This window comes from Acuticoccus kalidii, from assembly GCF_021556395.1.
Classification (GTDB): Bacteria; Pseudomonadota; Alphaproteobacteria; order Rhizobiales; family Amorphaceae; genus Acuticoccus; species Acuticoccus kalidii.
In genome coordinates this window covers 105,130-131,677 of sequence record NZ_JAKGCS010000005.1, presented here as the reverse complement: position 1 = coordinate 131,677, position 26,548 = coordinate 105,130, and the positions used below count along the sequence as shown (strand labels likewise).

Annotated in this window: 21 protein-coding genes; 9 read left to right on the top strand and 12 right to left on the bottom strand. The window is 67.4% G+C overall.

Annotation, left to right across the window (positions count from 1 at the left end; translation table 11 throughout):
• Positions 1–44: 44 nt before the first annotated feature.
• The 3 genes from L1787_RS00830 to L1787_RS00820 form a co-directional block, all read right to left on the bottom strand.
• Positions 45–1,550, bottom strand: coding sequence for a UxaA family hydrolase (locus L1787_RS00830; protein WP_235706573.1), 1,506 nt, complete (start codon positions 1,548–1,550; stop codon positions 45–47).
• A gap of 177 nt (positions 1,551–1,727) precedes the next feature.
• Complete coding sequence (locus L1787_RS00825; RefSeq protein WP_235706572.1) at positions 1,728–2,819, bottom strand: GSCFA domain-containing protein; 1,092 nt, start codon at positions 2,817–2,819, stop codon at positions 1,728–1,730.
• Positions 2,816–3,700 carry an SGNH/GDSL hydrolase family protein gene (locus L1787_RS00820; RefSeq protein WP_235706571.1) on the bottom strand — a complete coding sequence of 295 codons (885 nt, stop codon included), beginning with the start codon at positions 3,698–3,700 and terminating at the stop codon, positions 2,816–2,818. The genes L1787_RS00825 and L1787_RS00820 overlap by 4 nt, the downstream gene beginning before the upstream one ends.
• Before the next feature lie 18 nt (positions 3,701–3,718).
• Here L1787_RS00820 and L1787_RS00815 point away from each other — a divergent pair, with 18 nt between their 5' ends.
• The 3 genes from L1787_RS00815 to L1787_RS00805 all read left to right on the top strand — a co-directional run bounded on the left by L1787_RS00815 (position 3,719) and on the right by L1787_RS00805 (position 6,418).
• A complete protein-coding gene (locus L1787_RS00815; protein ID WP_235706570.1) occupies positions 3,719–4,462 on the top strand; it encodes a sulfite exporter TauE/SafE family protein in 744 nt (247 codons plus the stop codon).
• A 107-nt stretch (positions 4,463–4,569) separates the two neighbouring features.
• A complete protein-coding gene (gene denD / locus L1787_RS00810) occupies positions 4,570–5,532 on the top strand; it encodes a D-erythronate dehydrogenase (RefSeq protein ID WP_235706569.1) in 963 nt (320 codons plus the stop codon).
• A 274-nt stretch (positions 5,533–5,806) separates the two neighbouring features.
• The gene (locus tag L1787_RS00805; RefSeq protein ID WP_235706568.1) at positions 5,807–6,418 is read left to right on the top strand and encodes a LysE family translocator; all 612 of its coding nucleotides are present in this window, start codon (positions 5,807–5,809) and stop codon (positions 6,416–6,418) included.
• A gap of 71 nt (positions 6,419–6,489) precedes the next feature.
• Here L1787_RS00805 and L1787_RS00800 read toward each other — a convergent pair whose 3' ends face one another.
• The 5 genes from L1787_RS00800 to L1787_RS00780 form a co-directional block, all read right to left on the bottom strand.
• On the bottom strand, positions 6,490–7,437 hold the full coding sequence (locus L1787_RS00800; RefSeq protein WP_235706567.1) for a 2-hydroxyacid dehydrogenase: 948 nt from the start codon (positions 7,435–7,437) through the stop codon (positions 6,490–6,492).
• Positions 7,434–8,276, bottom strand: coding sequence for a fumarylacetoacetate hydrolase family protein (locus tag L1787_RS00795; protein WP_235706566.1), 843 nt, complete (start codon positions 8,274–8,276; stop codon positions 7,434–7,436). Before L1787_RS00795 ends, L1787_RS00800 begins: the two co-directional genes overlap by 4 nt.
• A 91-nt stretch (positions 8,277–8,367) precedes the next feature.
• The gene (locus L1787_RS00790; protein WP_235706565.1) at positions 8,368–9,096 is read right to left on the bottom strand and encodes an SDR family oxidoreductase; all 729 of its coding nucleotides are present in this window, start codon (positions 9,094–9,096) and stop codon (positions 8,368–8,370) included.
• Positions 9,096–10,085, bottom strand: a complete 990-nt coding sequence (locus L1787_RS00785; RefSeq protein WP_255720147.1) for an NAD(P)-dependent oxidoreductase — start codon at positions 10,083–10,085, stop codon at positions 9,096–9,098. The genes L1787_RS00790 and L1787_RS00785 overlap by 1 nt, the downstream gene beginning before the upstream one ends.
• A 182-nt stretch (positions 10,086–10,267) precedes the next feature.
• Positions 10,268–10,906 (bottom strand): glutathione S-transferase family protein, encoded by a 639-nt coding sequence (locus L1787_RS00780; protein ID WP_235706563.1) that lies wholly within the window; start codon positions 10,904–10,906, stop codon positions 10,268–10,270.
• A gap of 133 nt (positions 10,907–11,039) precedes the next feature.
• Between L1787_RS00780 and L1787_RS00775 the strand changes: the two genes are divergently transcribed.
• Positions 11,040–12,449 (top strand): DUF2254 domain-containing protein, encoded by a 1,410-nt coding sequence (locus tag L1787_RS00775; RefSeq protein WP_235706562.1) that lies wholly within the window; start codon positions 11,040–11,042, stop codon positions 12,447–12,449.
• 66 nt (positions 12,450–12,515) lie between these two features.
• Here L1787_RS00775 and L1787_RS00770 read toward each other — a convergent pair whose 3' ends face one another.
• From L1787_RS00770 to L1787_RS00760, 3 genes are all read right to left on the bottom strand, one after another.
• Positions 12,516–14,081 carry a PilZ domain-containing protein gene (locus L1787_RS00770; protein WP_235706561.1) on the bottom strand — a complete coding sequence of 522 codons (1,566 nt, stop codon included), beginning with the start codon at positions 14,079–14,081 and terminating at the stop codon, positions 12,516–12,518.
• A 328-nt stretch (positions 14,082–14,409) separates the two neighbouring features.
• Positions 14,410–15,219 carry a polysaccharide biosynthesis/export family protein gene (locus L1787_RS00765; RefSeq protein WP_235706560.1) on the bottom strand — a complete coding sequence of 270 codons (810 nt, stop codon included), beginning with the start codon at positions 15,217–15,219 and terminating at the stop codon, positions 14,410–14,412.
• Between the two features lie 100 nt (positions 15,220–15,319).
• Positions 15,320–16,741 (bottom strand): undecaprenyl-phosphate glucose phosphotransferase, encoded by a 1,422-nt coding sequence (locus L1787_RS00760; protein WP_235706559.1) that lies wholly within the window; start codon positions 16,739–16,741, stop codon positions 15,320–15,322.
• Positions 16,742–17,737: 996 nt separating this feature from the next.
• Between L1787_RS00760 and L1787_RS00755 the strand changes: the two genes are divergently transcribed.
• The 5 genes from L1787_RS00755 to L1787_RS00735 all read left to right on the top strand — a co-directional run bounded on the left by L1787_RS00755 (position 17,738) and on the right by L1787_RS00735 (position 25,203).
• Positions 17,738–19,792: a GumC family protein gene (locus L1787_RS00755; protein WP_235706558.1), complete on the top strand. Its 2,055-nt coding sequence runs from the start codon at positions 17,738–17,740 to the stop codon at positions 19,790–19,792.
• A 186-nt stretch (positions 19,793–19,978) separates the two neighbouring features.
• Positions 19,979–22,234 (top strand): penicillin acylase family protein, encoded by a 2,256-nt coding sequence (locus L1787_RS00750; protein WP_235706557.1) that lies wholly within the window; start codon positions 19,979–19,981, stop codon positions 22,232–22,234.
• Between the two features lies 1 nt (position 22,235).
• Positions 22,236–23,774: a GH3 family acyl-acid amido synthetase gene (locus L1787_RS00745; protein ID WP_235706556.1), complete on the top strand. Its 1,539-nt coding sequence runs from the start codon at positions 22,236–22,238 to the stop codon at positions 23,772–23,774.
• A gap of 27 nt (positions 23,775–23,801) precedes the next feature.
• The gene (locus L1787_RS00740; protein WP_235706555.1) at positions 23,802–24,665 is read left to right on the top strand and encodes a hypothetical protein; all 864 of its coding nucleotides are present in this window, start codon (positions 23,802–23,804) and stop codon (positions 24,663–24,665) included.
• A gap of 91 nt (positions 24,666–24,756) precedes the next feature.
• Positions 24,757–25,203: an acyl-CoA thioesterase gene (locus tag L1787_RS00735; RefSeq protein ID WP_235706554.1), complete on the top strand. Its 447-nt coding sequence runs from the start codon at positions 24,757–24,759 to the stop codon at positions 25,201–25,203.
• A 215-nt stretch (positions 25,204–25,418) separates the two neighbouring features.
• Here L1787_RS00735 and bcsN read toward each other — a convergent pair whose 3' ends face one another.
• Complete coding sequence (gene bcsN, locus L1787_RS00730; RefSeq protein ID WP_235706553.1) at positions 25,419–26,522, bottom strand: cellulose biosynthesis protein BcsN; 1,104 nt, start codon at positions 26,520–26,522, stop codon at positions 25,419–25,421.
• Between the last annotated feature and the right edge of the window lie 26 nt (positions 26,523–26,548).

Sequence of the window (26,548 nt, the reverse complement as noted above, 5' to 3'; positions counted from 1 at the left end):
GAAGCACTGGAGCGCTGCGGCCAGCGCTCCGACGCAGGCCTTGTCTACATCACCGCGCCGATCTGCCAGGGCACGAACTCGTAGTCGCCGAGCCCCTGCGCCTCGGATTTCGTCTTGTCGCCGGACGCGACCGCAAGGAGGCGCTGGTAGATCTCCCGGCCGACATCCTCGACGCTCTTCTCGCCGGTGAGGATCGGGCCGGCATCGACGTCCATGTCCTCGTTCATCTTGGTGGCGAGCTCGCTCGTCGTCGCGACCTTCAGCGTCGGGGCGGGCTTGGAGCCGAACGCCGAGCCGCGGCCCGTCGTGAACACCACGAGGTTGGAGCCGGAGGCGATCTGACCCGTCACGGAGGCCGGGTCGTAACCGGGCGAATCCATGAAGGCGAAGCCCGGCGTGCGGATCTCGTCGGCATATTCGTAGACGCCGGTGAGCGGCGTCGTGCCCCCCTTCGCCGCCGCGCCGAGCGACTTTTCGAGGATCGTCGTCAGACCGCCGCGCTTGTTGCCGGGCGACGGGTTGTTGTCCATCGAGCCCTTGTTGCGGGCGACATAGTCCTCCCACCAGCGGATGCGCTTGATCAGCGTCTCGCCGACCTCACGGCTCGCGGCCCGCTCGGCGAGGAGATGCTCGGCGCCGTAGATCTCCGGCGTCTCGGCGAGCACGCCGGTGCCGCCTTGGGCGACGAGAAGATCGCACGCATAGCCGACCGCCGGATTGGCGGTGATGCCGGACCAGGCGTCCGAGCCGCCGCACTGCAGCGCCACGGTGAGCGCGGAGGCCGGGCACGGCTCGCGCTTCGCCTCGTTGGCGAGCGGCAACATCGCCTCGACCTTAGCGATGCCGGCGTCGACGGTGCGCTTCAGGCCAGCGACGTCCTGGATGTTCATCGTGGCGAACAGCGGGCCCTGCTTGAGGCCGTAGGCTTCGAGAAGCCAGTCGATCTGGTTCATCTCGCAGCCGAGACCGACCATCAGCACGCCGGCATGGTTCGGATGGCGCGCATAGCCCCACATCGTGCGCTGAAGCGCGGCAAAACCGTCGCCCGAGCCGGCCATGCCGCAGCCGGTGCCGTGCGCGAAGGCGACGACGCCGTCAACGTTCGGATAGTCCTTCAGCCGCTCGGCGGTGAAATGGTCGGCGATCTTGTGCGCGGCGGTGGCCGAGCAGTTCACGCTGGTGAGGAGGGCGATGTAGTTGCGCGTGCCGATCCGCCCGTTCTCGCGGCGGTAGCCCATGAAGGTGTCCTGCGTCTCCGGCTTGGCGGGCGGGCGCAGATTGGTGCCGAAGCGATAGTCGACGTCGGTCGCGCGGAAGGCGAGATTGTGCTCGTGCACGTGCTCGCCGGGGGCGATGTCCTGGCTCGCATAGCCGATGATCTGCGCATATTTGCGCACCGGCTCACCGGACTTGATGGGGCGCATCGCGATCTTGTGCCCACGCGGGATGAGCATCGTCGTGGTCACGGATTCGACGGCTGTCCCCGCCTCCAGCGGACGGGTGGCGGTGACGACATCGTCGACTTGGTCGAGGCGAACAAACAGGGCCATGGCGTTTCCTAAGATTTGTCTCGTTCTAGCATGAGACGAGGGCGTCCTGCGAAGCGCAATTGAGGTCGATCGGACCGGCGCCGACGGCACCGAGACGGCGCGCGGACGGGGAACACCCGCCCCCATCGCACGCCCTGTCCGACGCGGGCGGCACGCGCGTGCGCTCCACCCGGCGGCTCAACGCCGCGTGTCGTCGAGCGCTTCCTCGTCGCACAGAACCTCGACGATATCTTCGACGGCCTTCGTGTGGCGGGCAGACGCGCCGCGCGCGGCCTTCGGTCCGGCGGCGGCCTTTCCAGGTCGCGCCCCTGAAGTGGCGCCGGGCGCATAATGCTTCAAGAACACCCGCATCACGTGATTGACGCCCGCTTCGTTCACCGAACGCGCGTCCGGGCCGAAATAGCGCCCGCGCGTGTGCGGTGCGGTGATGATCTCGTAAGACGGGAAATAGTCGACCGCGTCGTCGGCATCGGCCGTCGCTTGCGCCGCCACCCGCAGGATCGCCTTGGAATGCGTCGTCGACACGAGGACGTGACGGTCGATCCCCGTCGCCATCAGCGGCACCGGGGAGACGGTCAGCACGAACTTCACGCTCGGATTGCGCGCCTTGATGAAGGCGATCGCAGCCCGGAGATCGTCGACCACCTCGTCGACCGAGAAGTTGAGGAACCTGTGCCGCGTCGGATCGTAGGTGCCGCCGGCGACACCCGGTGCGAGCGGGTAGATGGCGCCGGTCTCGTCGGTCCACGCCTCGGTGAGGCCGAGCGTGAAGACGAAAACCGAGAGGTTCTCGACCATCTCCCGAACCTTCGCCAGGTGGAAGGCCCGATCGGCGCGGAACTCGCTCTCGCTCTCATAGGTCGCGACCTGGGGGCGGAACGGATCGCACAGCATGCCGTCCTCGCGCGTCCAGGCGCCGATGCCCGGATCGAAGAGCCCATAGGCGCGCTCCAGAAGCTGGCGGAGTTGGCGCGAGGTGTAGATGTTGCCCGAGCGCGTGGCGTAGACGCCATATTGAAACTCACGCGCGAGCGGCGCGGTGAGGAAAGACGGCCCCTCTTCCGCGATCAGGATGTTGAACCCGTTCGCCTTCAAATGCCGCGCGACGTGCTGGGCAAAGCAGCTCCCGGAGGTCGCCACCTTGTCGCTCGGCAGGATGGCGAACTTGGGGTTCACCATCGGGTCGAGCTCGGTGTGGTTGGCGACGCCCGCCGCCCGCCGCCAATTGCGATAATAGGCGATGCCTTCGTAGGGATGGCGCTGCGTCATGACGTGCTCTCCAACGGGGGCGTAACGCGGGCGGGATGCGGCGCGCCGCCCGCCGACACCGCGTCCGCATAGGCGCGCAACGCGTCGAGGACGTGGGCGCCATAGCGGGCGTTCGCGTGGGTCGGATCGGCCTTGCGGTACGGCGCGGCGAGGAAGCCATTCTCGTCGAGCGCCTCTTCCATTGGACCGATGAAATGGATGCCCTCCGCCTCGCACATCTCCTTCACGATCTGATTGCCCATCCGGTAGAGCTTCAAACGGATCGGCGCAGGCGTGAAACGCGGCTCGAGGCCTGCCGATTTGGCGAAAGCGCCGAGGTGCTGGGCGAGATGCTCGTTGTCCGGAATCGGCGGCGGCGACGCGACGTGCACGGTGGGCTTGCCATAAAAACGCTTGAGTAAGCGGACCTTCGAGAGCATCCCTGTCAGCATCAAGTTGAGCATCGCCCTGACCTGCGCCCGCGGGACGATGCGTCGGTCCTCGAACATGATCGGGACGGACGGCTCTTCAAAGTCGAATGGTTCGGGCTGCTCGATCAGCCCGAGGAGGTTGTGTTCGTTGCCGCCGATCATTGAGACCGCGATCTCCGGCTCGAAGCGGGAGAGGAGACGCGGCGAGATTTCGTCAAGCCGCGACCGCTTGCCTTTCGGGATCAACAGAACCCCGAACCGCGGATCGGGATCGTCCTTCAAGACATCGTACACCGAGCGGGTGTGGCTGAGGCCGATCACGAAGACCGGCAGCTTGCGCGCCGGCTTCAATCCGCGCAGCACCATGCGGGGCAGGCGCTTTTCCATGTCGGCGGACCAATCGATGGTCTTCGCGTCGAGAATGCAGGGGTTCGGCGTCGTCACAGCGTCGGATTTCGTCACGGCCGCCATCTACCACTCTTTGAGATCATGAGCCTCGATCCCGTCACCATCGCAACATTTCTCGTCACCGTCTCGATCCTCGGCATATCGAAAGGTGGCCTCGCCGGCGTCGGCATGATGGCGATGCCCACACTCTTGTTCGTGATGCCACCGGCCCAGGCCGCAGGTCTCATGTTGCCGATCCTGATGATCCAAGATGCGTTCAGCGTCTGGCTCTATCGCGCCCACTGGGATCGGGGCAATGTGAAACTTCTCCTGCCGGCCGCCCTGATCGGCATCGGGCTCGGCTTCACGCTCTTCTGGGCGCTGCCGGAACGGCCCATTCTCGGCATTCTCGGCATCGTCACGCTCGCCTTCGCGCTGCGCGGGATCCTGAACGCGAACGCGCCGTCGAAGGTGCCCAGCAAGCGGGTCGGCTTCCTGCTCGGGATGATGTCCGGCTTTACCTCGACCGTCTTCCATCAGGGCGGCCCGCCCTTCCAGATCTACCTCATCCCGCAGCGCCTGCCGCGCGACGTCTTCGTCGGCACCGGTGTCATGTTCTTCGCCGCGGTCAATCTGATCAAGCTGCCGGGCTTCATCGTCCTCGGGCAGATCACGCGCGAAGGGCTGATCATCGCCGCGATCAGCGCGCCCTTTGCGCTGTTCATGACCTATGTCGGCATGCTTCTCGTGCGCCGCTTTTCGGCGGAGCGCTTCTATCAGATCATCTACTGGCTCCTGGCGCTCGTCGGCACGAAACTGCTCTTCGACGCCATCATCGGTCGCTAGCGCACACGCGTCATCGCGCACCTCGACGCGCGATTGACGGTCTGGCCAATTCCATCTTGGCTGCGTCCGTTCTAGGTTCGCGTCACAAGATTTCAGAGGGAGAGAAAATGCGGATCCTGATTATCGGCGGCGGCGGTTTCATCGGCCAGAAGATCGCCCGCTCATTGGCGGCGAGCGGCACGCTGCGCGGCGAAACCATCACCCATCTCGCGCTCGCCGATCTCGCCGAGCCGGGTCCGTTGGAGGCCCCGTTCGACGTCTCACGTCATGCGACGGACATCGGCGACCGCGCGTCGGTCGACACCCTGTTCGAGACCAAGCCCGACGTGATCTTCCACCTCGCGGCGATCGTCTCCGGTCAGGCCGAGGCCGAGTTCGATCTCGGCATGAAGGTGAACCTCTTCGGCACCTTGAACATCCTCGAGGCCGCCCGTGCGCTGGGCACGAAGCCGGTCGTCGTGTTCACCTCCTCCTGCGCCGTCTATGGCGGCGAGATCCCCGAGGAGATCGAGGACTGGACGGCGCTCAACCCGCAGACCTCCTATGGCGCGCAGAAGGCGGCGGGCGAGCTCTTCGTCACCGACTATTCGCGCAAGGGCTTCATTGACGGCCGCGCCCCGCGCCTGCCGACGGTGACGATCCGTCCGGGCAAGGCGAACGCCGCCGCATCGTCCTTCATGTCCTCGATCTTCCGCGAGCCGCTCCAGGGTGAGGAAGCCGTCTGCCCGGTCGATGCCGATTACGCGCTCTGGTACGCCTCGCCGCGCGTCACGGTGGCGAACCTCATCAAGTGCGCCGAGATCCCCGCGGAGAAGCTCGGCGAGCAGCGCGGCTTCGCCCTGCCGGGCAAGGTCGCGACGATCGGCGAGATGGTCGAGGCGATGCGCAAGGTCGCCGGCGACGAGCCGGTGAACCGCATCAAGTGGGAAAAGGACCAGCGGATCTACGACATCGTCACGGTCTGGCGCCCCTATATCAACCCGCAAAAGGCGCTCGCGATGGGCCTCACGGCCGACAACAATTTCGAGGAGAATGTGCGCTATTTCCTCGAGGACGATATCCGCCGCTGACGCACCCCGCGGCGGCATGACCCCCTGCCGCCACGACGCGGGACGATAGGAGCCCGGCGGTCACCCGAACGCCTTCTCGGGCGACCGCCAAGCCCTCCCCCGCCCTCCGCACGGTCGCGCCGATCGTGCGGACCACCCGCCGCGCTCCTTAGTCGGCGACGGGCCTCCCCGGCCGGACCGCGACCACGAGCACGACCGCCTCTCGCACCGACGAAGCCGTTGGCGGCCCCGCGGCGTGGTGCTAATCCTTCGCGACGTTCCGAAGGATCCGGGCATGTTCCTTGTCACCGTCGCACTCATCTGGACCGTGGCCGCCGTCACGCCCGGCCCCAATGTCCTCGTCGCGATCCGCTGCTCCATCAACGGCTCGCGCCGCACGGCATTCGCCTCGGTCGCCGGAACGCTCTGCGGCACGGCGCTCTGGGGCCTCGCCGGCGCGTTCGGCATCACGGCCCTCTTCACCGCCGCCCCCCTCGCCTATGCGATCCTCAAGATCGTCGGCGGGGTCTATATCGCCTATCTCGGCGCGCGGATGATCTGGAAGGCCCGGCGACCGGGCAGTCTCGGCGAGACCGACCTCGCCACCAAGGGGCCGGGCTGGGCCTTCCGCCTCGGCTTCGTCACCAACATCGCCAACCCGAAGAGCGCCGCCTTCGTGGCCGGCCTCTTCGCCGCCGCGCTCCCCGCCGATCCGACATGGTGGCACGGCCTCGCGGCCGTCGCCGTGATGCTCACGATCTCGGCGACCTGGTACACCATTCTCGTCCTGTCGCTCACCCACCACCGGGTGGCGAGCGCCTACCGCGCGATGCGGCGGCGGGTGGACCTCGTGACCGGCGCGCTCTTCGTCGGCTTCGGTTCGGCGCTCGCCCTCGCCGGCCGCTGACGGGGGCTCGAAACGAAAAAAGCCCGCCTTCGACAGGCGGGCTCGTTTCGCATGGGTCGCCGATCGTGAGATCAGGCGACCGGGCTGATCAGCGGAAGGCCCGCGAAGTGCGCCTTCAGATTGCGCACCACGAGATCGCCCATCGCCCAGCGCGTCTTGTGCGTCGCCGAGCCCTGGTGCGGCGACAGCACCACATTGTCGAGCCCGAAGAAGCCTTCCGGCACGTTCGGCTCGTCCTCGAACACGTCGAGGGCGGCGCCGCCGATCCGCTTCTCCTTCAGCGCCGAGAGAAGCTCGGCCTCGTCGACCGTGGTACCGCGGCCGACATTGACGAACAGTCCGTCCGGTCCGAGCGCGTCGAACACGGTGCGGTTGATCATCTTGTTGGTCGAGGCGTCGCCCGGCACAATGTTGACGAGCCAATCCACGTCCTTCGCCATCTGGGTGAGATCGGCGTAGTAGGGATAGGGCTCGGCCTCCTGCTTGTTGCGGCCGTGATAGACGACCTGCATCTTGAAGGCCTGGCAGCGCCGCGCGACCTCTTTGCCGATCCGGCCGAGGCCGATGATGCCGATCGTCTTGCCCGTCAGCTCCCGCGTCAGGCGATAGTTGCCCTTCGAGGCCCACTTGCCCTCGCGGGTATAGACGTCGGCCTGCGGGATCTCGCGGCAAAGCGCGATGATCAGGCCGAGGGTGATCTCGGCCATCGCATCGTTGAGGACGTCGGGCGTGTTCGAGACGCGCACGCCGTGCTTGCGCGCCGCGTCGACGTCGATGCCGTCATAGCCGACGCCGAAGCTCGCCATCATCTCGAGATTCGGCAGGCGCGACATCACTTCCGGCGGGCAGCCGAGATGGCCGCTCGTCGCGACGCCGCGGATCTTCGGGCCGACCTCGGCGAGGAAGGCGTCCTTGTCGGACGCCTCGAAATATTTGTGCGTGTTGAAGGCCGCATCGAGCCCCTCGATACAGCTCGGCAGAAGCCGATTCATGATGAGGACGTCGACCTTTTCGGTCATGCCGCGATCACCGTCTGACGCTGCTCGCCGAGCCCCTCGATGCCGAGCGTCATGACGTCGCCGACCTTGAGATATTTCGGCGGCTTCATGCCCATGGCGACGCCCGGCGGGGTGCCGGTCGGGATGATGTCGCCCGGCAGAAGCGTCATGAACTGGGAGACGTAGGACACGATCGTCGGCACGTTGAAGATCAGCGTCGAGGTCGAGCCGGTCTGACGGCGCTCGCCGTTGACGTCGAGCCACATCGGCAGATTGTGCGGATCGGGCATCTCGTCGGTCGTGACGAGCCAGGGGCCGAGCGGGCCGAACGTGTCGTGCGACTTGCCCTTCGTCCACTGCCCTTCGCGGCGGACCTGATAGTCACGCTCGGACACGTCGTTGAAGAGAGCGAAGCCGGCGACATAGTCCATCGCGTCCGCCTCGGAGACGTACTTCGCCGTCTTGCCGATCACGATCGCGAGCTCGACTTCCCAGTCGAGCGCCTCGGACCCGCGGGGCATCTCGACATCGTCGTTCGGCCCGCAGATCGAGGTGGTGGCTTTGTGGAACAGGATCGGCTGGCTCGGCGGCGTCGCGCCGGTCTCCGCCGCATGGTCGGAATAATTGAGGCCGATGCAGACGCACTTCGACGGCGCGCCGACGCACGGGCCGATGCGACCGGCATTCTCGACGACCGGCAAGGACGACACGTCGGTCCCGATGAGCTGAGCGAGCACCTCGGAGGAGAGCGTCGCGCTCGAGATGTCGGCGACGACGCCGGACAGGTCACGGATCGTGCCGTCCGTGTGCAGGCAGCCAGGCTTTTCGTGGCCCGCCGGGCCGTAGCGCAGAAGTTTCAAGGACCGTCTCCCTTGGTTCGGTTTGTTTCGTGGTGGGCCGAAACGCGATGTGGATCATCCGCCCCGCGTTTTCGCCGTGAGAACGCGGGTGTCAGGCGGCCGTCCAGCCGCCATCAATAACGAAGGCTTGTCCGGTGACGAAGGCCGATTCGTCCGACGCGAGATAGACCGCCATCATGGCGATCTCCTCGGCGGTGGCGATGCGGCCCATCGGCTGACGGGCGATGAAGCTCTTCATCGCGCCTTCATAGTCGCCGGTGGCGCGCAGGCGCTCGTGCAGCGACGGGGAATCGACCGTACCGGGGCAGATCGCGTTGCAGCGAACGCCCTTCGTCACGAAATCGACCGCGACCGACTTGGTGAGGCCGAGAATGCCCGCCTTCGACGCGCCATAGACGCAGCGATTGGGCACGCCAATGATCGAGGAGGCCGCCGAGGCGATGTTGACGATTGCGCCGCCGCCCCGCTCCACCATGCCGGGGATCGCAGCGCGCATGGTGCGGAACATCGCCTTCACATTGAGGCCGAACGCGACGTCGAAATCGTCGTCGCTCGCCTCGAGGATCGTACCGTTATGGACGATACCGGCGCAGTTGAAGAGGATGTCGGGCTCCGTGCGGGCGATCGCCGCCTCGACCTCGCCTTGGTCCATCACGTCGAGACCGAAGGTGATGACGCCTTCCGGCAGGCCCTTCAGCCCCTCTTCGTTGATGTCCGTCGCGAAAACCGTCGCCCCGTCGCGGGCGAAGGCTTCGACCGTTGCGCGCCCGATGCCCTGGGCCGAAGCCGTGCAGAGCGCGCGTTTACCAGCAAGCCGCATCACCGATTCCCAAAGAGTTCAGCAAAGAAATCGACCATCTGGGGGACCATGCGGTCACCATGGCCGTTGGCCTTCGCGACGCCCAGTGTCTGCTTGGCCGACACCGACATGAGGCTCGGCACGCCGAGCCCGTCCGCCATCGCGGAATAATAGCCGACATCCTTCGTCGCGTTGGCGACGGAGAAGGCGAGAAGGTTGGGATCGCCGTCGATCGCGTAGCCCTTCACGAAATCCATCATGCCGGAGCGCAGCGGCCCGGCCGACATCACGTCATAGAGCTTGTCGCGCGGAATGCCGGCGCAATCGGCCATCGCGAACGCCTCAGACATCGCGCAGGCCGTCGTCATCGCGAAGAAGTTGTTGATCAGCTTCAGCGTATGCCCCGCGCCGAGCGGGCCGACATGGAAGACGTTCTCGCCGAGATCCTTCAGCACCGGCTCGACACGAGCGAAATCGTCCGCAGTGCCGGCGGCCATGATGTTGAGCTTGCCCTCTTTCGCATGGGAGGGCGTGCGGCCGAGCGGGGCGTCCATATAGCGCGAGCCCGCGGCCTCGACCTGTTCGGCGAGGGCCTTGGTGGAGCCGGGAAGCGACGTGCCGAAATCGATCACGATCGAACCGGGCTTCAGGCCGGCGATGACGCCGTCCGGGCCGAGCATCCGGGCCTCGACCGAGGCGGAGGTGTCCATGCAGAGCATGACGATGTCGCTCGCCGCCGCGACGTCCGCCGTGCGCTGGACCTCCGTCGCGCCGCGCGCCACCGCTTCGTCGACGCCTTTGCGGCTGCGGTTGGCGATCACCGTCATCGGATAGCCGAGCGACTGGAGCCGCTCCACCATCGCAGAGCCCATCAGTCCAAGGCCGATGAAGCCGATGGCGGGTTTGTTCGACATACTTCCTCTCCTTCGCTGGGTCTTGCGCCCAATGCAGCGCTCGCGCCCGTCCGCATGGGACGCCGGGTGCGACGCGCACGTCGTTATGGCACACATCCTCGCTCGGGCCCCCCTTCGGACCCGCGACCGGTGGCGTGCGAGATGAATGGGTGGCACAGCACGCCCTAAGAAACAATCGCCCACGTCAGGCGAGCTGCGCCTTACGATCGATAAAAATGGCGGCGGGCGACGGATGCCTCGTTATCCTTGGTAGCGTTCCCGGCGATTTTCCGGCGCGATCATTCCTTCGCCCGGAGCGTCTCGAAATCGACCATGACGTGCTCGGCATAGGCCGGGCGGTCCGAGAGGCGCTCATAATAGGCATCGAGCGCCGGCAGGCTCGGCCGGTCGATCTCCATCTCATAATAGCGGTAGAGAAGATGGGCGAGATTGACGTCGCCGATCGTGAGGGCGTCGCCGGCGATGAAGGGCCGGTCGGCGAGGAATCCGTTGGCCGCGGTCAGCGCTTCGATGGAAGCCTCGAAATTGCGGGCGATCTCCGCCGGCTTGCGCTCCGACGGACGGGTGCGCACCGTCGACCAGAAGAGCAGCATCAACGGGCGCGTCACCGTGTTGTGGGCCCATTCGGCCCACATATCGGCGGCCCCGGCCTTCGCCGGATCGGCCGGCCACAGGCGCCGCTCGGGATCGGCGAGGGCGAGATGGCGCACGATGGCGTTCGATTCGAACATCGCATAGCCATCCATCTCGACCGCCGGAATCCGGCCGTGCGGGTTGAGGGCGCGGAATTGCGGCGTGTCGAGCCCGCCATACATGCCGCCGACATCGTGGCGCTCGTATCGAAGACCCAACTCTCCGATCGTCCACATGACCTTCTGGACGTTCGAGGAGGTGGCGCGGCCCCATACGGTGATCATGGTCGTTTCCTCTTCGCGTTTCATCGCGCGTTGAGGCAATCTAGACCAGTCCCGGGCGCCGATGGCCAGCATCGAACGTCCATCCTCACACAGCGCACGCATCTCGCCGGGCATCGCGGACACGCCGCGGCCGGTGGGACATGCACAGCACCGCTTCGGCGGCTCGAACGGGAGCATCATGCGCAATCTCTTCATCGAAGGCCTGATCACGCTGCGCCAGAGTTACTGGTTCTGGCCTTCGATCCTCACGGCGTTCGCCCTCGTGCTCGGCTTCGCGATGCCCGTGTTCGACGGCTATGTCGGCTCCGACTGGATGCAGCCGCTGCCCTTCCTGCGCCCGTTGCAGGTCGACGGCGCGCGCGATATGCTGACGACCCTCGCAAGCGCGGTCCTCGGCGTGGCCGGCGTCTCCTTCTCGATCACGATGGTCGCCGTCACCTTCGCGAGCGGCAATTATGGCCCGCGCCTCATCGGCAATTTCATGCGGGACCGGACGAACCAGCTCGTTCTCGGCGTCTTCCTGTCGACCTTCGTCTATTGCATCGCGGTGCTGAGCCGCGTCCATGACGAGTCCGACATCGCCGCCGTCGTGCCGCAGATCTCGATCCTCTTCGCGATCGTTCTGACGCTCGCCTCGGTGGGGGCGCTGATCGTCTACATCCACCACGTGCCCGAATCGATCAACATCATGAACCTCGTCGCCCGGATCGGCGGCGAGCTCGAACGCGCGATCGCCGCGATGCTCGTGACGGAGAGCGAACGGGACGAGAAGTGCGCGAACACCCACGACGATCCCGGCGTCGCGGCATGGAGCGAAAACCCCGTCTATAGCGAGCGCGCCACCTCGATCCGAAGCCACGGCACGGGCTATCTCCAATGGATCGACCTCGAGCGGCTCGACGCGATCGCGGCCGAGGCCGACGTGCAGATCGTGCTCGTCCGCTCGGCGGGCGATTTCGTCGTCGAGGGCGAGCCGATCATGACCGTTCGCCCGGCCGAACGGCTCGACGAACGCCATGCGGCCGACCTTGCGATCGCGCTGACGCTCGGCGCCAACAGGACCGAGCTTCAAGACGTCCTCTTCCTGTCGGACGAGCTCGTCGAGGTGCTCGCCCGCGCGCTGTCGCCGGGCGTCAACGATCCGCATACGGCGATGCTCTGCCTTGATTGGCTGCGTGCGGGCCTCAGCATCCTGGCGCGGGAGAAGGGATGCGGCGAGGTCTCGCCCCGTGCGCGGGTGCTCTACACCCGCGTCACCTTCGAGCGCATGATCGAGAGCGCGTTTTCTCAGATGCGCCAATATATTGCCGCTGACCGCAACGTCACGCTGCACGCCATCGGGACGCTGTCGGATCTCGCAGCCGAGGTCAGCGACACGTCCCGCATCGCCGCCCTCGACGAGCAGGCCGAAACGCTCGCCACCTCGGCCCACGAACGCCAGGCCGAGAGCGCGGCCAAGGCGGAGATCGACGCGGCCATGGCGGCCTATCAGGAGCGCAAACGCCGCGGTGACGCCGGGGTTATCGGCCCGCGTCCGGGCTGAGACGGGATCGGGCGAGGGCGTCGCCTTCTCGCAGTGGGCGGCGCGACGTGTGGGCGCCGGGCCAGTCTATCCGCCCGGCTCGAGCGTCACCACCGCGGGGTCGCCCGCGAGCGCGGCGGGGATCGACGGCGTGGTGCGGATGCGGGCGAATTCCGCGCCCGGATCGCTGCCGAAAATCGCCGCCGGCAGGCCGATGAACGCCTTCGGATCAGCCAGATGGCCGACCCGCACGACCACCCCGTCGAACGTGCGTCCCGAATAGGGAAGGTCGACAGACACGTTCTGGCCCGGCGCGATGTCGCTTCCGGCGGCGAAGAGCGCCTGGACATGCCCCTCGGCGCCCTGCTGGTAGAGGAGGCCGAGCGTCTGGCCGCGCACGACACGTTCGCCGGGGTCGGCGAGAATGCGGGCGAGATAACACTCGCACGGGCTGATGATCGTCCGTTGCTCGCTGCCGGCGAGATCGTTCGCGAGGGTGACCAGCGTCGCGCCACGGTCGACCGCTTCGCCCGGCGCGGCCGCCCAATCGAGGACAACGCCCCCCTGCCCGGCCCACACCGCGACGCGCTCCACCGCGACGGCGGCATGTTCGGCCCGCACGGGGCCCGCCGGGCCGCTTTCGGTCCGCGTCTTGTCGGCCGCGAGGGTGAGGATCGCGACCCCCGCGACGAGGCCGATGACGGCGAGATTGAACGGCAGCGACATCAGCGCCGTCAGCGGCCCGACACCGCGCGGTCGCCTGGTGCGCGCGCCCTTGCCGCGTGACGCAGCGCCGGCGGTGGCGGGCGCGGCGTTCGCGACCTGCGCGCGGCGCGGCGCGGCGAACGGCTTTGACTGGAGGCTCACCTGGGTGAGCGCGCGCAGCACCTGGCGCTGCTCCTCGCTCGGATTGATGAAACGCCACCCCGTCCGCTCGGAGGAGCGGTTCGCGACCTCGGCGTCGATGTCCATGTTGACGGCATAGTCGCCAAGATCGATCTCGAGCTCCAGGGTGCGCACGTCGCCGATGCGGTAAAAATGGCCGTCCGATCGGATGGCGATCCCGCCATTCGACCAATCGACCAGCGGGAAAAGCTGATTTTCGATGATGACGGTGCCGCCGCCCTCGATCCGCTGCGCCGTGCGATTGCGCGCGCCGAGCGCGTTGGCCCGTTCCTGCTCGCGCCGAAGGTCGGGCTCAGGCGGTGGCGGCACGGTGCGGGCGCGGTCTTCCGGTCCGTAGGCGCGGCGCGGGGTGGCCGCGATGATCGGGCGGTCCTCCTCGACGGGCGGCTCCGATGACGCGGCCGCGGCCGCGGCGACGAGTGCGGTGTTTGCGGCGTTCGCCTCGCCGCCCGTCGGGGAAATGTCGGCCCGGCCGGTGGTGCGATCGCGTCCCTGGCGGCCGCCTTCGCGGCGGCCACGCGCCCTCATGCGCGCCTCCCCGGCGTCGCGCGTTCCGCTCGGCTTGACGACCTGCGGCTCGCTCGAGGGCATCGGCACATTGTCGAGGGTGACGGTCCAACCGCCATAACCATATTCGATTCCATCCGTCTGCGACGCGGATTGCGGCTCGTTGCGGTCGACCGCCATCGCCTCGTCGTCTCGTGCGCGGCGGCGGCGTAGGCGTGCACCCACTGTGCTCTCGGTCAAATCGTCTCCGCTTCCGCCCATCCGGCTCCCTGCGTCGCTGCGGACACTATGGGCCGGATCGGACACTTTGTCAGTCGACTTCCCTCTAGCGTGAATAGGAATAATCAACCATTGCGTGTGTGTCTAGACGATTTCCCTCTATGGTCGGAATCCCGCGACCCGACGGCGCCAGCGCTTCGGCCCCTGCGAGACCGCTTGACCCCGGCCGAGGCGGACCGATTCATCTGCATCCAACGCGCCGGCCACCCCCATCGATCCGCACCCGGCGCACTTTTCGCGCGGCGCGGCCATCCGAGGCGCATGCCGACCGATCGGCGACGGGTGGCGTTTAGCGTTGGCCGCCGATCAAGACGTAGCTGAAGTTCTGATTAAACGGGATGACACCCTCGATATACTGATCGACGAAGAGGTTGATCTTCGCGATCCGGCTCTTCGGCACGATGACGATGTCGAAGGGCTGCAGCAGGGTGTTCTCCGTCGGCGTCCCGTCCCGCGAGAAGGACTGGAGATCGAGGAAGCGCATCATCGGCAGGTCGTTCGGGCCGCGGCGGATGAGGACGACATTCTTGCGCTCGGCCGTATCCTCGAAGCCACCGGCGAGGAACACCGCCTCGAGGACGCCGGTCTGCCCGTTGAGCGGATAGGCGCCGGGATCGGAGACCTCACCGCCGACATAGACCTGGCGGTTGCCGAAATCCGTCGGGATCACACCGACATCGGGAAAGCGCAGATACTTCCCGTAACGCGCCTCGAGATCGGCCTGGAGCGCCTCGGGCGTGCGCCCGGCGGCGTGAACCTTGCCAACGAGGCCGATATAGATGTTCCCGTCGGGGGCGACGGTCGTCGTCACGTCCTCGTCGTCGTAGAAGGGGAGCGTCACTTTGAGGGTGTCGCCGACGACGAAGCGCATGCCGCTATCATATCCCTCGGCCCACGGCTGGAAGCCGCTCGGCACCGGCATCGCGGTCACCGGTGCGGCGCCACGCGACGCGCAGGCGGGCGCGCACGCGCCGCGCGCATCCTCCGGCGCCTTGTAGACAGGGCACGCGGCGGCGGACTGCGGCGCGCACACGTCGCCCGATTGCTGGGACGCGCATGCAGAAAGAAAGAGGGCGAGGGCCACGACGGCCAGACGCACGATGCCACACTCCTCGGATGAGCCAACGCGACACGTTCGTCGCGATATGGTTAATGGGTGACTAATCGCGCCCCACGCTGTCCACAGCCCCGGGCCGGCTTCAGTATGCATTCTCCGATCGCATAACGAGCGACAGCGGCGTCATCGCGAGGATGTAAAGGTCGAACCAGAAGTTCCAGTTCTCGATATATTCGATGTCGTAGCGGACACGGACGAGGAGCTTGCGGTTGGTGTCGGTCTCGCCGCGCCAGCCGTTCACCTGCGCCCAGCCGGTGATCCCCGGCTTGACCCGGTAGCGGCGCATATAGTCGGCGACCGCCTCCTCGAAGGGCTTCCCCTCCGACTTGGTGCCGAGCGCATGGGGCCGCGGACCGACGAGGCTCATGTCGCCTTGGATGACGTTGAGGAGCTGGGGCAGCTCGTCGATCGAGGTGCGGCGGAGAAAGCGGCCGACACGCGTCACGCGCGGATCGTCCTTCGTGGTTTGCGCCGCGCCGGCGAAATCGGCGAGATCGGTCCGCATCGTGCGGAATTTGTAGATCGTGAAGATCCCGCCATTCCACCCGCGGCGCGGCTGCCGGAAGAAAACCGGCCCTTTGGAATCGAGCTTGATCGCGATAGCCGCGGCGATGAGAACCGGCGAGATGAGGACGAGAACGAGGCTCGCGAGGAGCCGATCCTCGATGAACTTCGCAACGCCCGCCCACCCCTCGATCGGCGCCTCCATCGCGCGCAGCATCGGAGCGCCGCCGACGACCTCGAACGGGCGGTCGAAAAAACGCCACATCGCGAGATCCGGCGCGAACAGCACCGTCACCGAATAGCGCGACAGGCGGTTCATGATCTGGGTCAGCCGCTCGACGGCGCTGAGCGGCAAAGCGACGATGACCTCATCGACATAGCCACGCTCCACGGCGTCTTCGAGCTCGGCGAGCCCGCCGCGGCGCTCATAGCCTTCGATGCTGGCGGGCACCCGCTTGAAGCGCTCGTCATAAAAGCCGACCAGCAGATAATTCGCGTCGTCGCTCGCCTTCAAATGCTCGATCACGGCGACGCCCTGCGCATCGCCCCCATAGATCGCGACGCGACGCTGGAGATGGCCGCGCGACATCGCGAAGCGGACGATGGCGCACACCACCATCCGGTAAAGCAGGATGCAGAGGACCACCGTCGCGGCCCAGACGAACAGCCATTCGCGCGTGTATTGCGCGCCGAGCCGGAAAGCCACCGTGACGGTGGCGACAACGAGAAAGGTGAGGAGGCAGGCGCGCAGGATCCGCCGCACGAGGCGCGGCGTCACCTTGTGGGCGGGAATGCGATAGACGGAATTGTGCTGCGCCATCCGCGAGAAGACGAAGGCGGCGATCGAAACGATCACCAGATTGGAGATCGTCGCCTCTCCGCCGCCGACGAGAAGCTGCGAGACGACGAAGCCCGACAGAAGGAAGACGAGAAAATCCCCGACGCCGAGCGCTCGGTCGATATTGCGCAGGTCGAGATAATGCGGCCGAAGCCCTTGCACCGGCGGCCCTTTCGGGGTCGGTGCGGGCGCCTGTGCGGACGCCTCTGCGCGAGCCGCCTCGCGGTTGCCATCCGCCTCGTGGGATTCCGCCTCGTGCGATGGTGCCGCGATGCTTTGGGACCGTCCCTGCCGCGTCATGTTCGATCACTCATCTTCGGCGCCGGCGACACCTGCGGCAGCACAACCCATCCAGCGACGTCGATCGACCGACGCCGGCATGTAGCCCGACATCGCGTCGCCCGAGATGCAACAATGCAACCCGACCCGAGCGCATACCCGAGCCGAATCCGATTCGAGCCGCGCGCCGTCATCATCACATTCGGGCCGTCCGAACGACCCTTACGGCCCTTCTGACGACGGCGAGCGATCAGCGACTATTCGTGATGCCACACGCACAAGGTATGAAGGCAAAGTCTATCGACTGCAATCATTTCATGGTTCGAGGCCTGCATTCCGCACCGCCCGGCTCCGATTTGCAGTCGATGCCCAACTATCGCCACCTCTTACCGAAACTTGTAAATACACCGATGAAAAGGTTAAGCATTTCGCGGTGCGAAAAATTGCCTCGCCTCAGATGTTTGATCTTGAGTGCCTGCTCCCCGCACCGGCGATGGGTTTTGGCACCGGCCATGACGACATCCAATGCATGCATAACCTTATTATTGCCATCATAGGTTATTCCTATGCGGCCCGCCGGCAATGGAGAGGCAAGCATTTCTGTGTACCCTGACATGAGATTGGTGGCCCTGCCCGAGTTGCGTTTGTAGATTGAAAATGGACCGATCGAGCAGCGCTTCGGGCCTGGTTCGGCGGATCGGCGCCGCGCCGTAAATTGGCGAAATGTGCGGCGAGGACGTGCCACGTGCTCGCTCTCGCCAGGGAGGCTAGGCTGGCTGTCAGTCACGGCATCGACGCGGAGATGACGAACGAGGCGGGGATGATGCGGGCGTCGCGCACGGCCGGCGCGTCCGTGCGACTGCCGTCCGACGCGGCGGCATGACGGCGCTCGCGAGCGAGACCGCGCCGAACCGGACCCCACCCGGCGCGGACACCGACCTCGCCAACCCGCTCAACCCGATCCTCTGGCTGATCGCCGCGCTCTGGCAGTACAAATGGCTGATCGTCACCGTCGTGACCGTCGGGGTCGTCGCGGCGGCCTTCCTCGCCTTGCGCATTCCCGACAATTACACCGCCGGCGGCCTCCTCGAGATCAATCCGCGTCAGACGAGCCTGCTCGACGACAATGCGCAGGACACCCAATATATCCCGCCCGAGACGCTGACCGAGACCGAGGTCCAGGTCATTCGCTCCTACAGCGTGCTGTCGCGTGTCGTCGACACGCTCGATCTCGAATATTCGAGCGCCAATCCCCTCCTCGGCGAAGCCCGTTCCACCGGCGCGCCGACGATGACGCGTGAATCCGCGCGCAACGTCATCGTCTCGGAATTGCGCAACGGTCTCAGCGTTCAGCCGACGGGCCGCTCGTTCATCGTCGACGTGCGCTATGAAGCCGGCGAGCCGGCTTTCGCCGCCGAGGTCGTGAACGCGGTGATGGCGTCTTATCTCGGCGTCGAGGTGAACGAACTGCGCTCGCGCGCCCGCGATGCGGTCACCGCCCTGTCGGACCGCCTCGAAGCCTTGCGCACCGATCTCGACCGGCGCGAGCAGGACGTCCAGGATTTCCGCAGCCGCAGCCGCGTCACCGAAGGCGCCGGGACGGACCTCCTCGCCGAACAGCTCACCCGCGTCAACGAAGAGCTGATCCGCGCCCAGTCGGCCCTCGCGGTCGCCGCCGCCACCTCGCGCCAGGGTGGCCAGGCCGACGCCGCCCTGCCCGAGGTGGTGAACTCGCCCCTCATCCAGACCCTTCAGGCCCAGGCCGCCGAGCAGGAGAAAATCGTTTCCGAGCTCGCCGCGATCTATCGCGCCTCCCACCCGCGGCTGATCCAGGCGCGCGATGCGCTCGCGGTCCTGCGCAATACCATCGTGCAGGAGACCGCCAAGATCGCCGCCTCGCTCCAGACCAGCGAGGCCGTACAGAGCGAGCGCGTCGCCGCCCTGCGCAGCGAGGTCGAGACCTTGCGCGACCAGCTCAACGAGCAGCGGGCGGCCGAGCTCGAATTGCGCCGCCTCGAGCGCGAGGCGGAGGCGTCCCGCCGGATCTACGAGACCTTCCTCAACCGCTTCAACGAGGTGCAGGGCACCGAGGGGCTCGAGCGGCCGCGCGGCCGGATCGTCGCCGCCGCGGTGCCGCCGACGAAACCGTCCGGCCCCAACCGCCTCCTCGTCGTCGCCGGGGGCGGGATCCTGTCGGGCGCGGCGGCCTTCGCCCTCGTCGTCGGGCTCGCGCTTCTCGATGCCCGGATCCGCACCCGCGCCGACCTCTCCCGCGCGACGGGCATTCCCCCGGTCGCGGTCGTCCCGCCCGTCCCGCGAGGCCGCGGGCGACGCGCGCGACGCCGGAATGCGGCGTTCGCAGAGGCCATCACGCATCTCCGCGCCGCGCTCATTCTCGGCAGCGGAACGTCCGGGCCAATGGCCATCGCGCTCACGGCGGCCGACGGTGCGGCCGGCCACAACGCGCTGTCGATGGCGCTCGGCCAGGCCTGCGCGATCGCGGGCGACACGACCGTCCTCGTCGACGCCGACTTCACGCGGCCGAGCGCCCATGTCGAGCTGTCCGGCAGCAACGAGTTCGGCCTTTCGGACCTCCTTCAGGCGCGCGGCGACGTCGATGCGGCGCTACAGCTCGATCCGGCCTCCCCCTTGCAGTTCATCGCGCCCGGCCGGCTGACCGACGCGACGCTCTTCCGCAGTGTCGCGATGGCCGATCTTCTGAACGCCCTTTACGTCCGGTTCGATGTCGTCCTCGTCAACCTGCCGCCGCTTCTCGACCAGCCGGAGGCCCAGGCGCTCGCCGGCGAGGCGGACGTGACGGCCCTCGTGGCGCGCGCCGGGGTCTCTGAACGGGCGAGCCTCACCGAGCTCGTGTCGATGCTCCACTTTGCCGGCCGCGGACACCGGGTCGCCACCGTCCTCATCAGACGCTGACGCGGACCCGGACGGCGACCGCGATCGCGGGGCGCAATGGCCGCACCCACTTTGAACGCGGCACCGCGACATCACATGTCCCCTATCCGCCGCGGCCGACGGGCACGTTCGCGGATCGCACCGTTCCACACGAAGCGTGGATCGGTGCGGGAACTCGCAGGCTCTCAGCTCCGTTGGTCGCAGGTCATGGTCTCTCTGTCTCCGTCCGCGATTGGACACCAAACCCGCCAGGCGTTCGGCCTCGCAGGGCTTGCCGCCTCGGTGCTGCGTCGCTCGATCGGGCGGCGCTTCCCCGAACTCGCCGCCGAGGATCGGCTCGCGATGGTGCCGAAGGCCGCCCCGGTCTCAGCCCCGATCAGCATCCGCTGGAACGATCATCACGTGCCCTTCGTCGAGGCGACGACGGAGCATGACGGCGCCGTCGGACTCGGCATCGTGCACGGACATTTGCGGCTCGCGCAGACGGAGCTGATGCGCCGTGTCGCCTATGGCCGCCTCGCCGAGGTGGTGGGCGAGCCGGCGGTCGAACTCGACACCTTGCTGCGTCTCGTCGATTTCCCGCGCGCGAGCGAGGCCTCCCTCGCTCTCCTCCCCGACGAGACGCGCGCCTGGGCCGAAGGCTTTGCCGCTGGAATCACCGCGGCGGCCGAGGCCCAGCCCCTCCCGCCGGAGTTCGACATCCTCGGGATCACCCCGGACCCGTGGACCGTCGGCGACATCTTCGCCGTCTCGCGGCTCTGCTCGGCCGATTATGCCTGGCGCGTGTGGCGCACGCTCAACCCGCTGCGCGAGCACGAGGAATGGACGCGCATGTGGGCCGATCTCGTCGGCGTCGCGGCGGTGGCGGACGAGGATATTCCGGTCGGCGCCGAAGCGCTCGACGAGGCGCTGCCGACCACCTTCACGCACACCGGCTCGAACGCCTATGCCGTCGCCGGACGCCGCACCAAATCCGGCGCGCCGCTTCTCGCGTCCGACCCCCATCACATCATCACCACTCCCAATCTGTGGCTCATCGCCGGGATGCGGACGCCGGCCGTCTCGGTCTGGGGCTTCATGATCCCGGCGTTGCCGATCTTCGGCGTCGGCCGCAACGCGTACGGCGCATGGGGCGGGACGAACCTGCACGCCACCTCCTCGGAGCTGATCGACCTCACCGGCGAGACGCTCGAGGAGCGGGAGACCACGATCGCGGTGCGCGGCAAATCGCCGAGGACGGTGACGACCCGTCAGTCCGAGCTCGGCCCGGTGATCAGCGACGCCAAGCCGTTCCGCATGAAGTCCGACACCGTTGCGCTCCACTGGCTCGGCCACAAGCCGAGCGACGAGTTCACGCCCTTTTATGCGATGATGCGCGCGCACGACTGGCCGGCCTTCGAGGATGCGGTCGACGCCTATGCCCTGCCCGGCCTCAACATGATCTGGGCCGGAACCGACGGGACGATCGGCAAGATGATCGGCGCGCACGTGCCGCGCCGGCCGCTGACGACGCCGGCCGATCTCGTCATCAGCAAGGCGGACGCGCACACCCAGTGGGCGAACCTCCTCACCGGCAAGGATTTGCCCCAATCGGTCGACCCGGAGGAGGGTTTCGTCGCCTCCGCCAACGAGGCGCCCGTCGATCCGCCGGTCACGATCAGCCTCTTCTTCGCGGCCGAGCACCGGATCCGCCGGATCGTCGAATTGTTGTCGGCGCGGACGGATCTCACGCTCGACGATCTCAAGGGCTTTCAGCTCGACGTCTACCACAAGGCGGCGGACACGCTCGCAAGGCGCCTCGTGGGGATCGCCGAAGGGATCGGCCGGACCGGCCCCGTCCTCGACGCGATCAAGAGCTGGGACGGGCAATATCGCGCCGACTCGCGCGGCGCCCTCGCCTTCGAGCTCTTCGCCGCGCCGCTGATCGACGGGCTCGAAGCGCGCTCGCCCCACCGCATCGTCAGCCCCTATTGGCGGCCGTTCTCCCGCCTCACGCGCCTCGTCGACGCCGCGACGGAGGCCGACCTCGAAGCCGCGCTCGGCGAGGCGCTCGACGCGGCGGAGGCCCCGTTCGCGAAGACCGGCACCTGGGGCTCGCTCCACCGGCTGCGCCTTGCCCACCCGCTCACCCGCATCCCGTGGCTGAAGACCCGCCTTCCCGCGCTCGACTTCCCCTCGGGCGGAACGAACGACACTTTGATGAAGTCGATGCATCCCTTCACCCAGAAGGTGCATTCGACCAATTTCGGCGCGAACGCCCGGTTCTGCGCCGATCTCGCCGATATCGACGAGACCTATGCCGTCCTCCTCGGCGGTCAGGACGGCTGGCCCGGCTCGCGCACGATGTTCGACCAGGTCGGCCATTGGCGGCGCGGCGAACAGATCCGCCTTCCGCTGCGGCCGGAGAGCGTCGCGAGCGCCTTCCCCTACGTCACCCCGATCACCCCGGTCGAGGCGGCCTAGAATGCTCGATGCGACGCCCTTTCTGCGCGGCTATGCCCGGCTGCGCCAACGCCGCCTTGCGCGCCACAGCGCCGCCTCGCTGCAGGAATCGCAGCTGCTTTCCCTCGTTCATCGCGCACGCGGGACCCAATTCGGCCGCGACCACGATTTCGGCGCGATCGAGAGCGTTGCCGATTATCAAACCCGCGTCCCGCTGCGCTCCTTCGAGGATTTCCGCGCCGATTATTTCGACGCCGCCTTCCCGGTGCTCGAAGATCTCACCTGGCCGGGGCGTATTCCCTATTTTGCGGCCTCGTCGGGAACGTCGAGCGGGCGCACCAAGCACATTCCGATCTCCCGCGAGATGCTGCGCTCCAACGCGCGCGCCGGGACGGACATGCTCGGCTATCATGCCCGCCTCCATCCCCATTCCAAGGTGCTCGGCGGCAAGAGCTTCATGCTCGGCGGCTCTGTCGCGATGGAGGATCTCGGCCACGGGGTGAAATCGGGCGATCTGTCGGGCATCGCGCGGCTCGAAAATCCGCGCTGGTCGACGCCGTTCGTCTTCCCGTCCATCGAGGAGGCGCTGGAAGCGGATTGGGAGAACAAGATCGACCGACTCGCGCGCCTTTCGGTCAAGGAGCCGATCCACTGCATCGCCGGGACGCCGAGCTGGCTGCTCCTCTTTTTCGAGCGCCTCGCCGAGATCACCGGCCGCGGGCACGATGTGTCGGCCTTCTATCCTGAGCTCGATCTGATGGTCTATGGCGGCATGAGCTTCGCCCCCTATCGGGACATTTTCGAGACCTGGTTTCCGCGCGGCGGGGTCGACTGGCGGGAAGTCTATTCGGCGAGCGAGGGCTTCGTGGCGAGCGCCGATCGCGGCATGGACGACGGGATGCGCCTCAATCTCGATATCGGGCTGTTCTTCGAGTTCGTGCCGATCGCCGAATGGGAGGCGGAGAACCCGACCCGCTATTGGATCGGAAACGCGCCGGCGGGCGAATATGGCCTCGTGCTGTCGACCTGCGCCGGGCTCTGGGCCTATCGGCTCGGCGATGTCGTGGAGCTTCTGCCCGGCGAGCCGCCGCGGGTGAAGGTGACGGGCCGCACGTCCTATTATCTCAGTGCCTTCGGTGAGCACGTCTCCGGCCAGGAGATCGAGCGCGCCGTCCTCGCCGCCGCCCAAGCGATCGGGCGTCATGTCACCGAGTTCTCCGTCGCTCCGATCTATCCCGAAGCGGGCGACCATGCCGGCGGCCATCAATATGTCGTCGAACTCGACACGGTGCCCGATGCGGACGCCGCCGCGCGATTTGCCGCGGTGCTCGACGAGACACTTCAGAGCGGCAACGAGGACTATGAAGTCCACCGGCGGAACGACTATCAGCTCAAACCGCCGCGCGTCGCCTTCGTCCCGCATGGCGCGTTCACCGACTGGATGCGCGAGCGCGGCAAGCTCGGCGGACAGAACAAAGTGCCCCGCGTCGCGCTCGCCAACGGCGTGCGGGATGATCTATTGAGGCTCGCGGCGCGCCATTCCGCTCAGGAACGCGTCTGACTTCTGCCCTCGAAGACGCGGCGAGCGATGACCAAGACCCCCTTTCAGCGCGTCCAGCTCGTCACCGCGAGCCCGTTCGGCCCCGCCGACCCCGCTCGCGCCGAGGCGATCGAGACGCGGCTCTATCGGCCGCAGTCGGTCGATGGCCGTTGCCCGGCGCTCGTGATCAGCGCCGGCGGTCGGACCGAAGCGGCCGAACGATGCGCACGGCGCGCGACGCGGACCGGGGCGATCGCGCTCATCGTCGACACCGCCGCGGCGCGGCGGGCGCGGGGAGCCTTCGCCCGCGTGCGCGTCACCGAGGCGATGGCCGTCGCCGACGCCTTCGCCGCCTTGGTCTATCTCGCCACCCGCGATGACGTCGACCCGGCGTGCATCCATCATGCGGGCCTCGCCGATGGCGGAACGGCGGCCATCCTCACGACCTATCGCCAGTTGCAGCAGCGCTTTCGACCGGACGGGCCGGCCTTCGCGAGCCACCTCGCGATCGACGCCCCACCGAACGTGCGCATGGAGGACTACCGGACGACCGGCGCGCCCGTCGCCCTCGCGTTCGGCGCCGGCTGTCCGGCCGACACCGCGCGGCTCGACCTCGTCGCCGGCGATCTCGAGCAAGGCGGATCGTCCGTCTCCCGGCATGTGGTGGACGCGATCGCCGAGGACTGGCACCCCGCGCCCGCGCTCCGCGTCACACCGGATGGACGCGTGGTCGATGATCAGAGCGGCCGTCCGGTGAAGGGCCTTCTCGGCCGCTATTTCGCGCTGCGGCGGGCGCGGCGGCGCCCCCGCCCCGCGCCGGTCGAGGCCGACGCGACCGCGACGCTCGACGGTCTCATTCGCGCCCAGCTCGGCGGAGCGGCAGCATCGGCGCGCGAGACGCCGGCCGGCTGACGCCGGCGGCCAGGCCCGGCTTATCGCGGGCGTCGCCAGCGGTCCGGTTGATGTGCTTTAGTCTGCCGGAGGATCGTCCAAGGAGCGACAGATGGTGTCCCATCCCGTCCCCTCACGCCGCGCCGATTATGCGCTGTGCGAGACGATCGCGAGCCGTTGGGCCGACAATGACGTCTACGGCCACGTCAACAACGCGGCCTACTACACGATGATCGATTCGGCGGTAAACCGTTATATGATCGCCCGCGCGGGGATCGACATTCACAGCGGCCCGTTCATCGCGCTCGTGGTGGAGACGGGATGTCGCTTCCACCATCCGCTGCATTTTCCACAAAATATCGAGATCGCGATCAAGGTCGCCCGGATCGGCCTATCGAGCGCCACGTGGCACGTCGCCCTGTTCGAGGCGCCGGCCGCACCCGAGACCTCGGCCGCGGCGGACGCGCACTTCACCCACGTCCTCGTCGACCGCGCGACGCGGCAGGCGACGCCGTGGCCCGATCGGATGCGCGACGCCCTGTCGGCGGCGATGGGGTGAAGGGTGGCCGACGGGGCGTCACCCTGGTCGAGCCGGGCCCGAGACGAGAAAGGGCCCCGGAGTCAGCGACCCCGAGGCAAGTTTGAGGCAGTGGATGCCGGCCGCATCCTCATCGAGCGACGCGACCGCCAGTGGTGCAGCCCGACAGGCGGGCTGGTCGTTGCCCCGCCGGCGCGACGGCCCGCGGGACAGAACCGCGAACGGTTGATCCCGGCTCAGCGCATATTGACGACGCGCACCGCGGGGCTCGCCGACGCCGAGGTCGGCGGCATCACGAGACGCGGGCCGGACGGCGGCGGCGCCACCGTGGGCGTCGTCGAGGCGGGCGGCGCGCTCGGGCGCAGCGAGGTCGACGGCGAGGGCACGGTATAGGTCGGCGGCGGAGCCGGCGAGTTGCTCGGCAGGTTCGACGTGCCGACCGCGGGTTCCGACAGATCCGTCTGCTCCGGCCGCGGGACGACGGCAGCGCCTTCGACCGGCTCGTTCAGCACCTGCGGACGCACCGGCACGGGCGCCGATGCCGGACGCGAGGCGCGCGACGGCGCCGGGCGCTTGATCGTCGTCCGCTGCGGCTCGCGATAGGATGTCGGCGCAATCACGGTCGGATCGACGACCTGTTCGGGCAGGATCGTCTCCCCCGGCCGGCCGATCCGCGGATCGGGCTCCGGCGGGTCGCCATAGGGGTTCCACGTCTTCGACATGAAGTAGCCGTTGATCGTCAAACCGTAGGCGAGGAGGAGGAGGCTGCGGGCGTCGGTGTTGTTCTCGCAAAGCCGCAGGCGCCAGGTGATCGCCCCACGCTGGAACGAGAAGACGCGCGCATCGGCGGCGATGCGCTGCCAGGCATAGATGCAGGTCGCCTTGCCCGAGCCGCCGGTGGCGTAGCTGAACGGACCATAACGGTTCTGTGCATAAAGTCCCGACACGCGCATCGGAACGCCGGGAAAGCGCTCGTTCAGCTCCTGGCGGATGTCGGTGACGTTCATCAGATCGGTCGAGAGGGTCGATTGACCCGCATCCCGCCCCATCGGCCCGAACGCCCGCACATAGATGACGTTCTGGCCCGAAACGGACGAGCCATTATCGAGAATGATGTCTTGCGCCAACGCGTTCGCATAACGGTTTTCGACGACGGCGATCACCTCTGGCCCACCCGGCGGGGGTGTCATGAAGGCCTCGGTCACGGGCACGGAATTGCCGAGCGTCGCCGTTCTGACGCCACCGGCATTGTACCCGCACCCGGCCAAGGCTGCCGAGATGAGGATCGCGATCGTCTGGTGCGCCTTTCGCAAAGTCAGGATCATCGCATCCAGCCTCATATTGGTCTTCGGCGCGCCGCACGTGT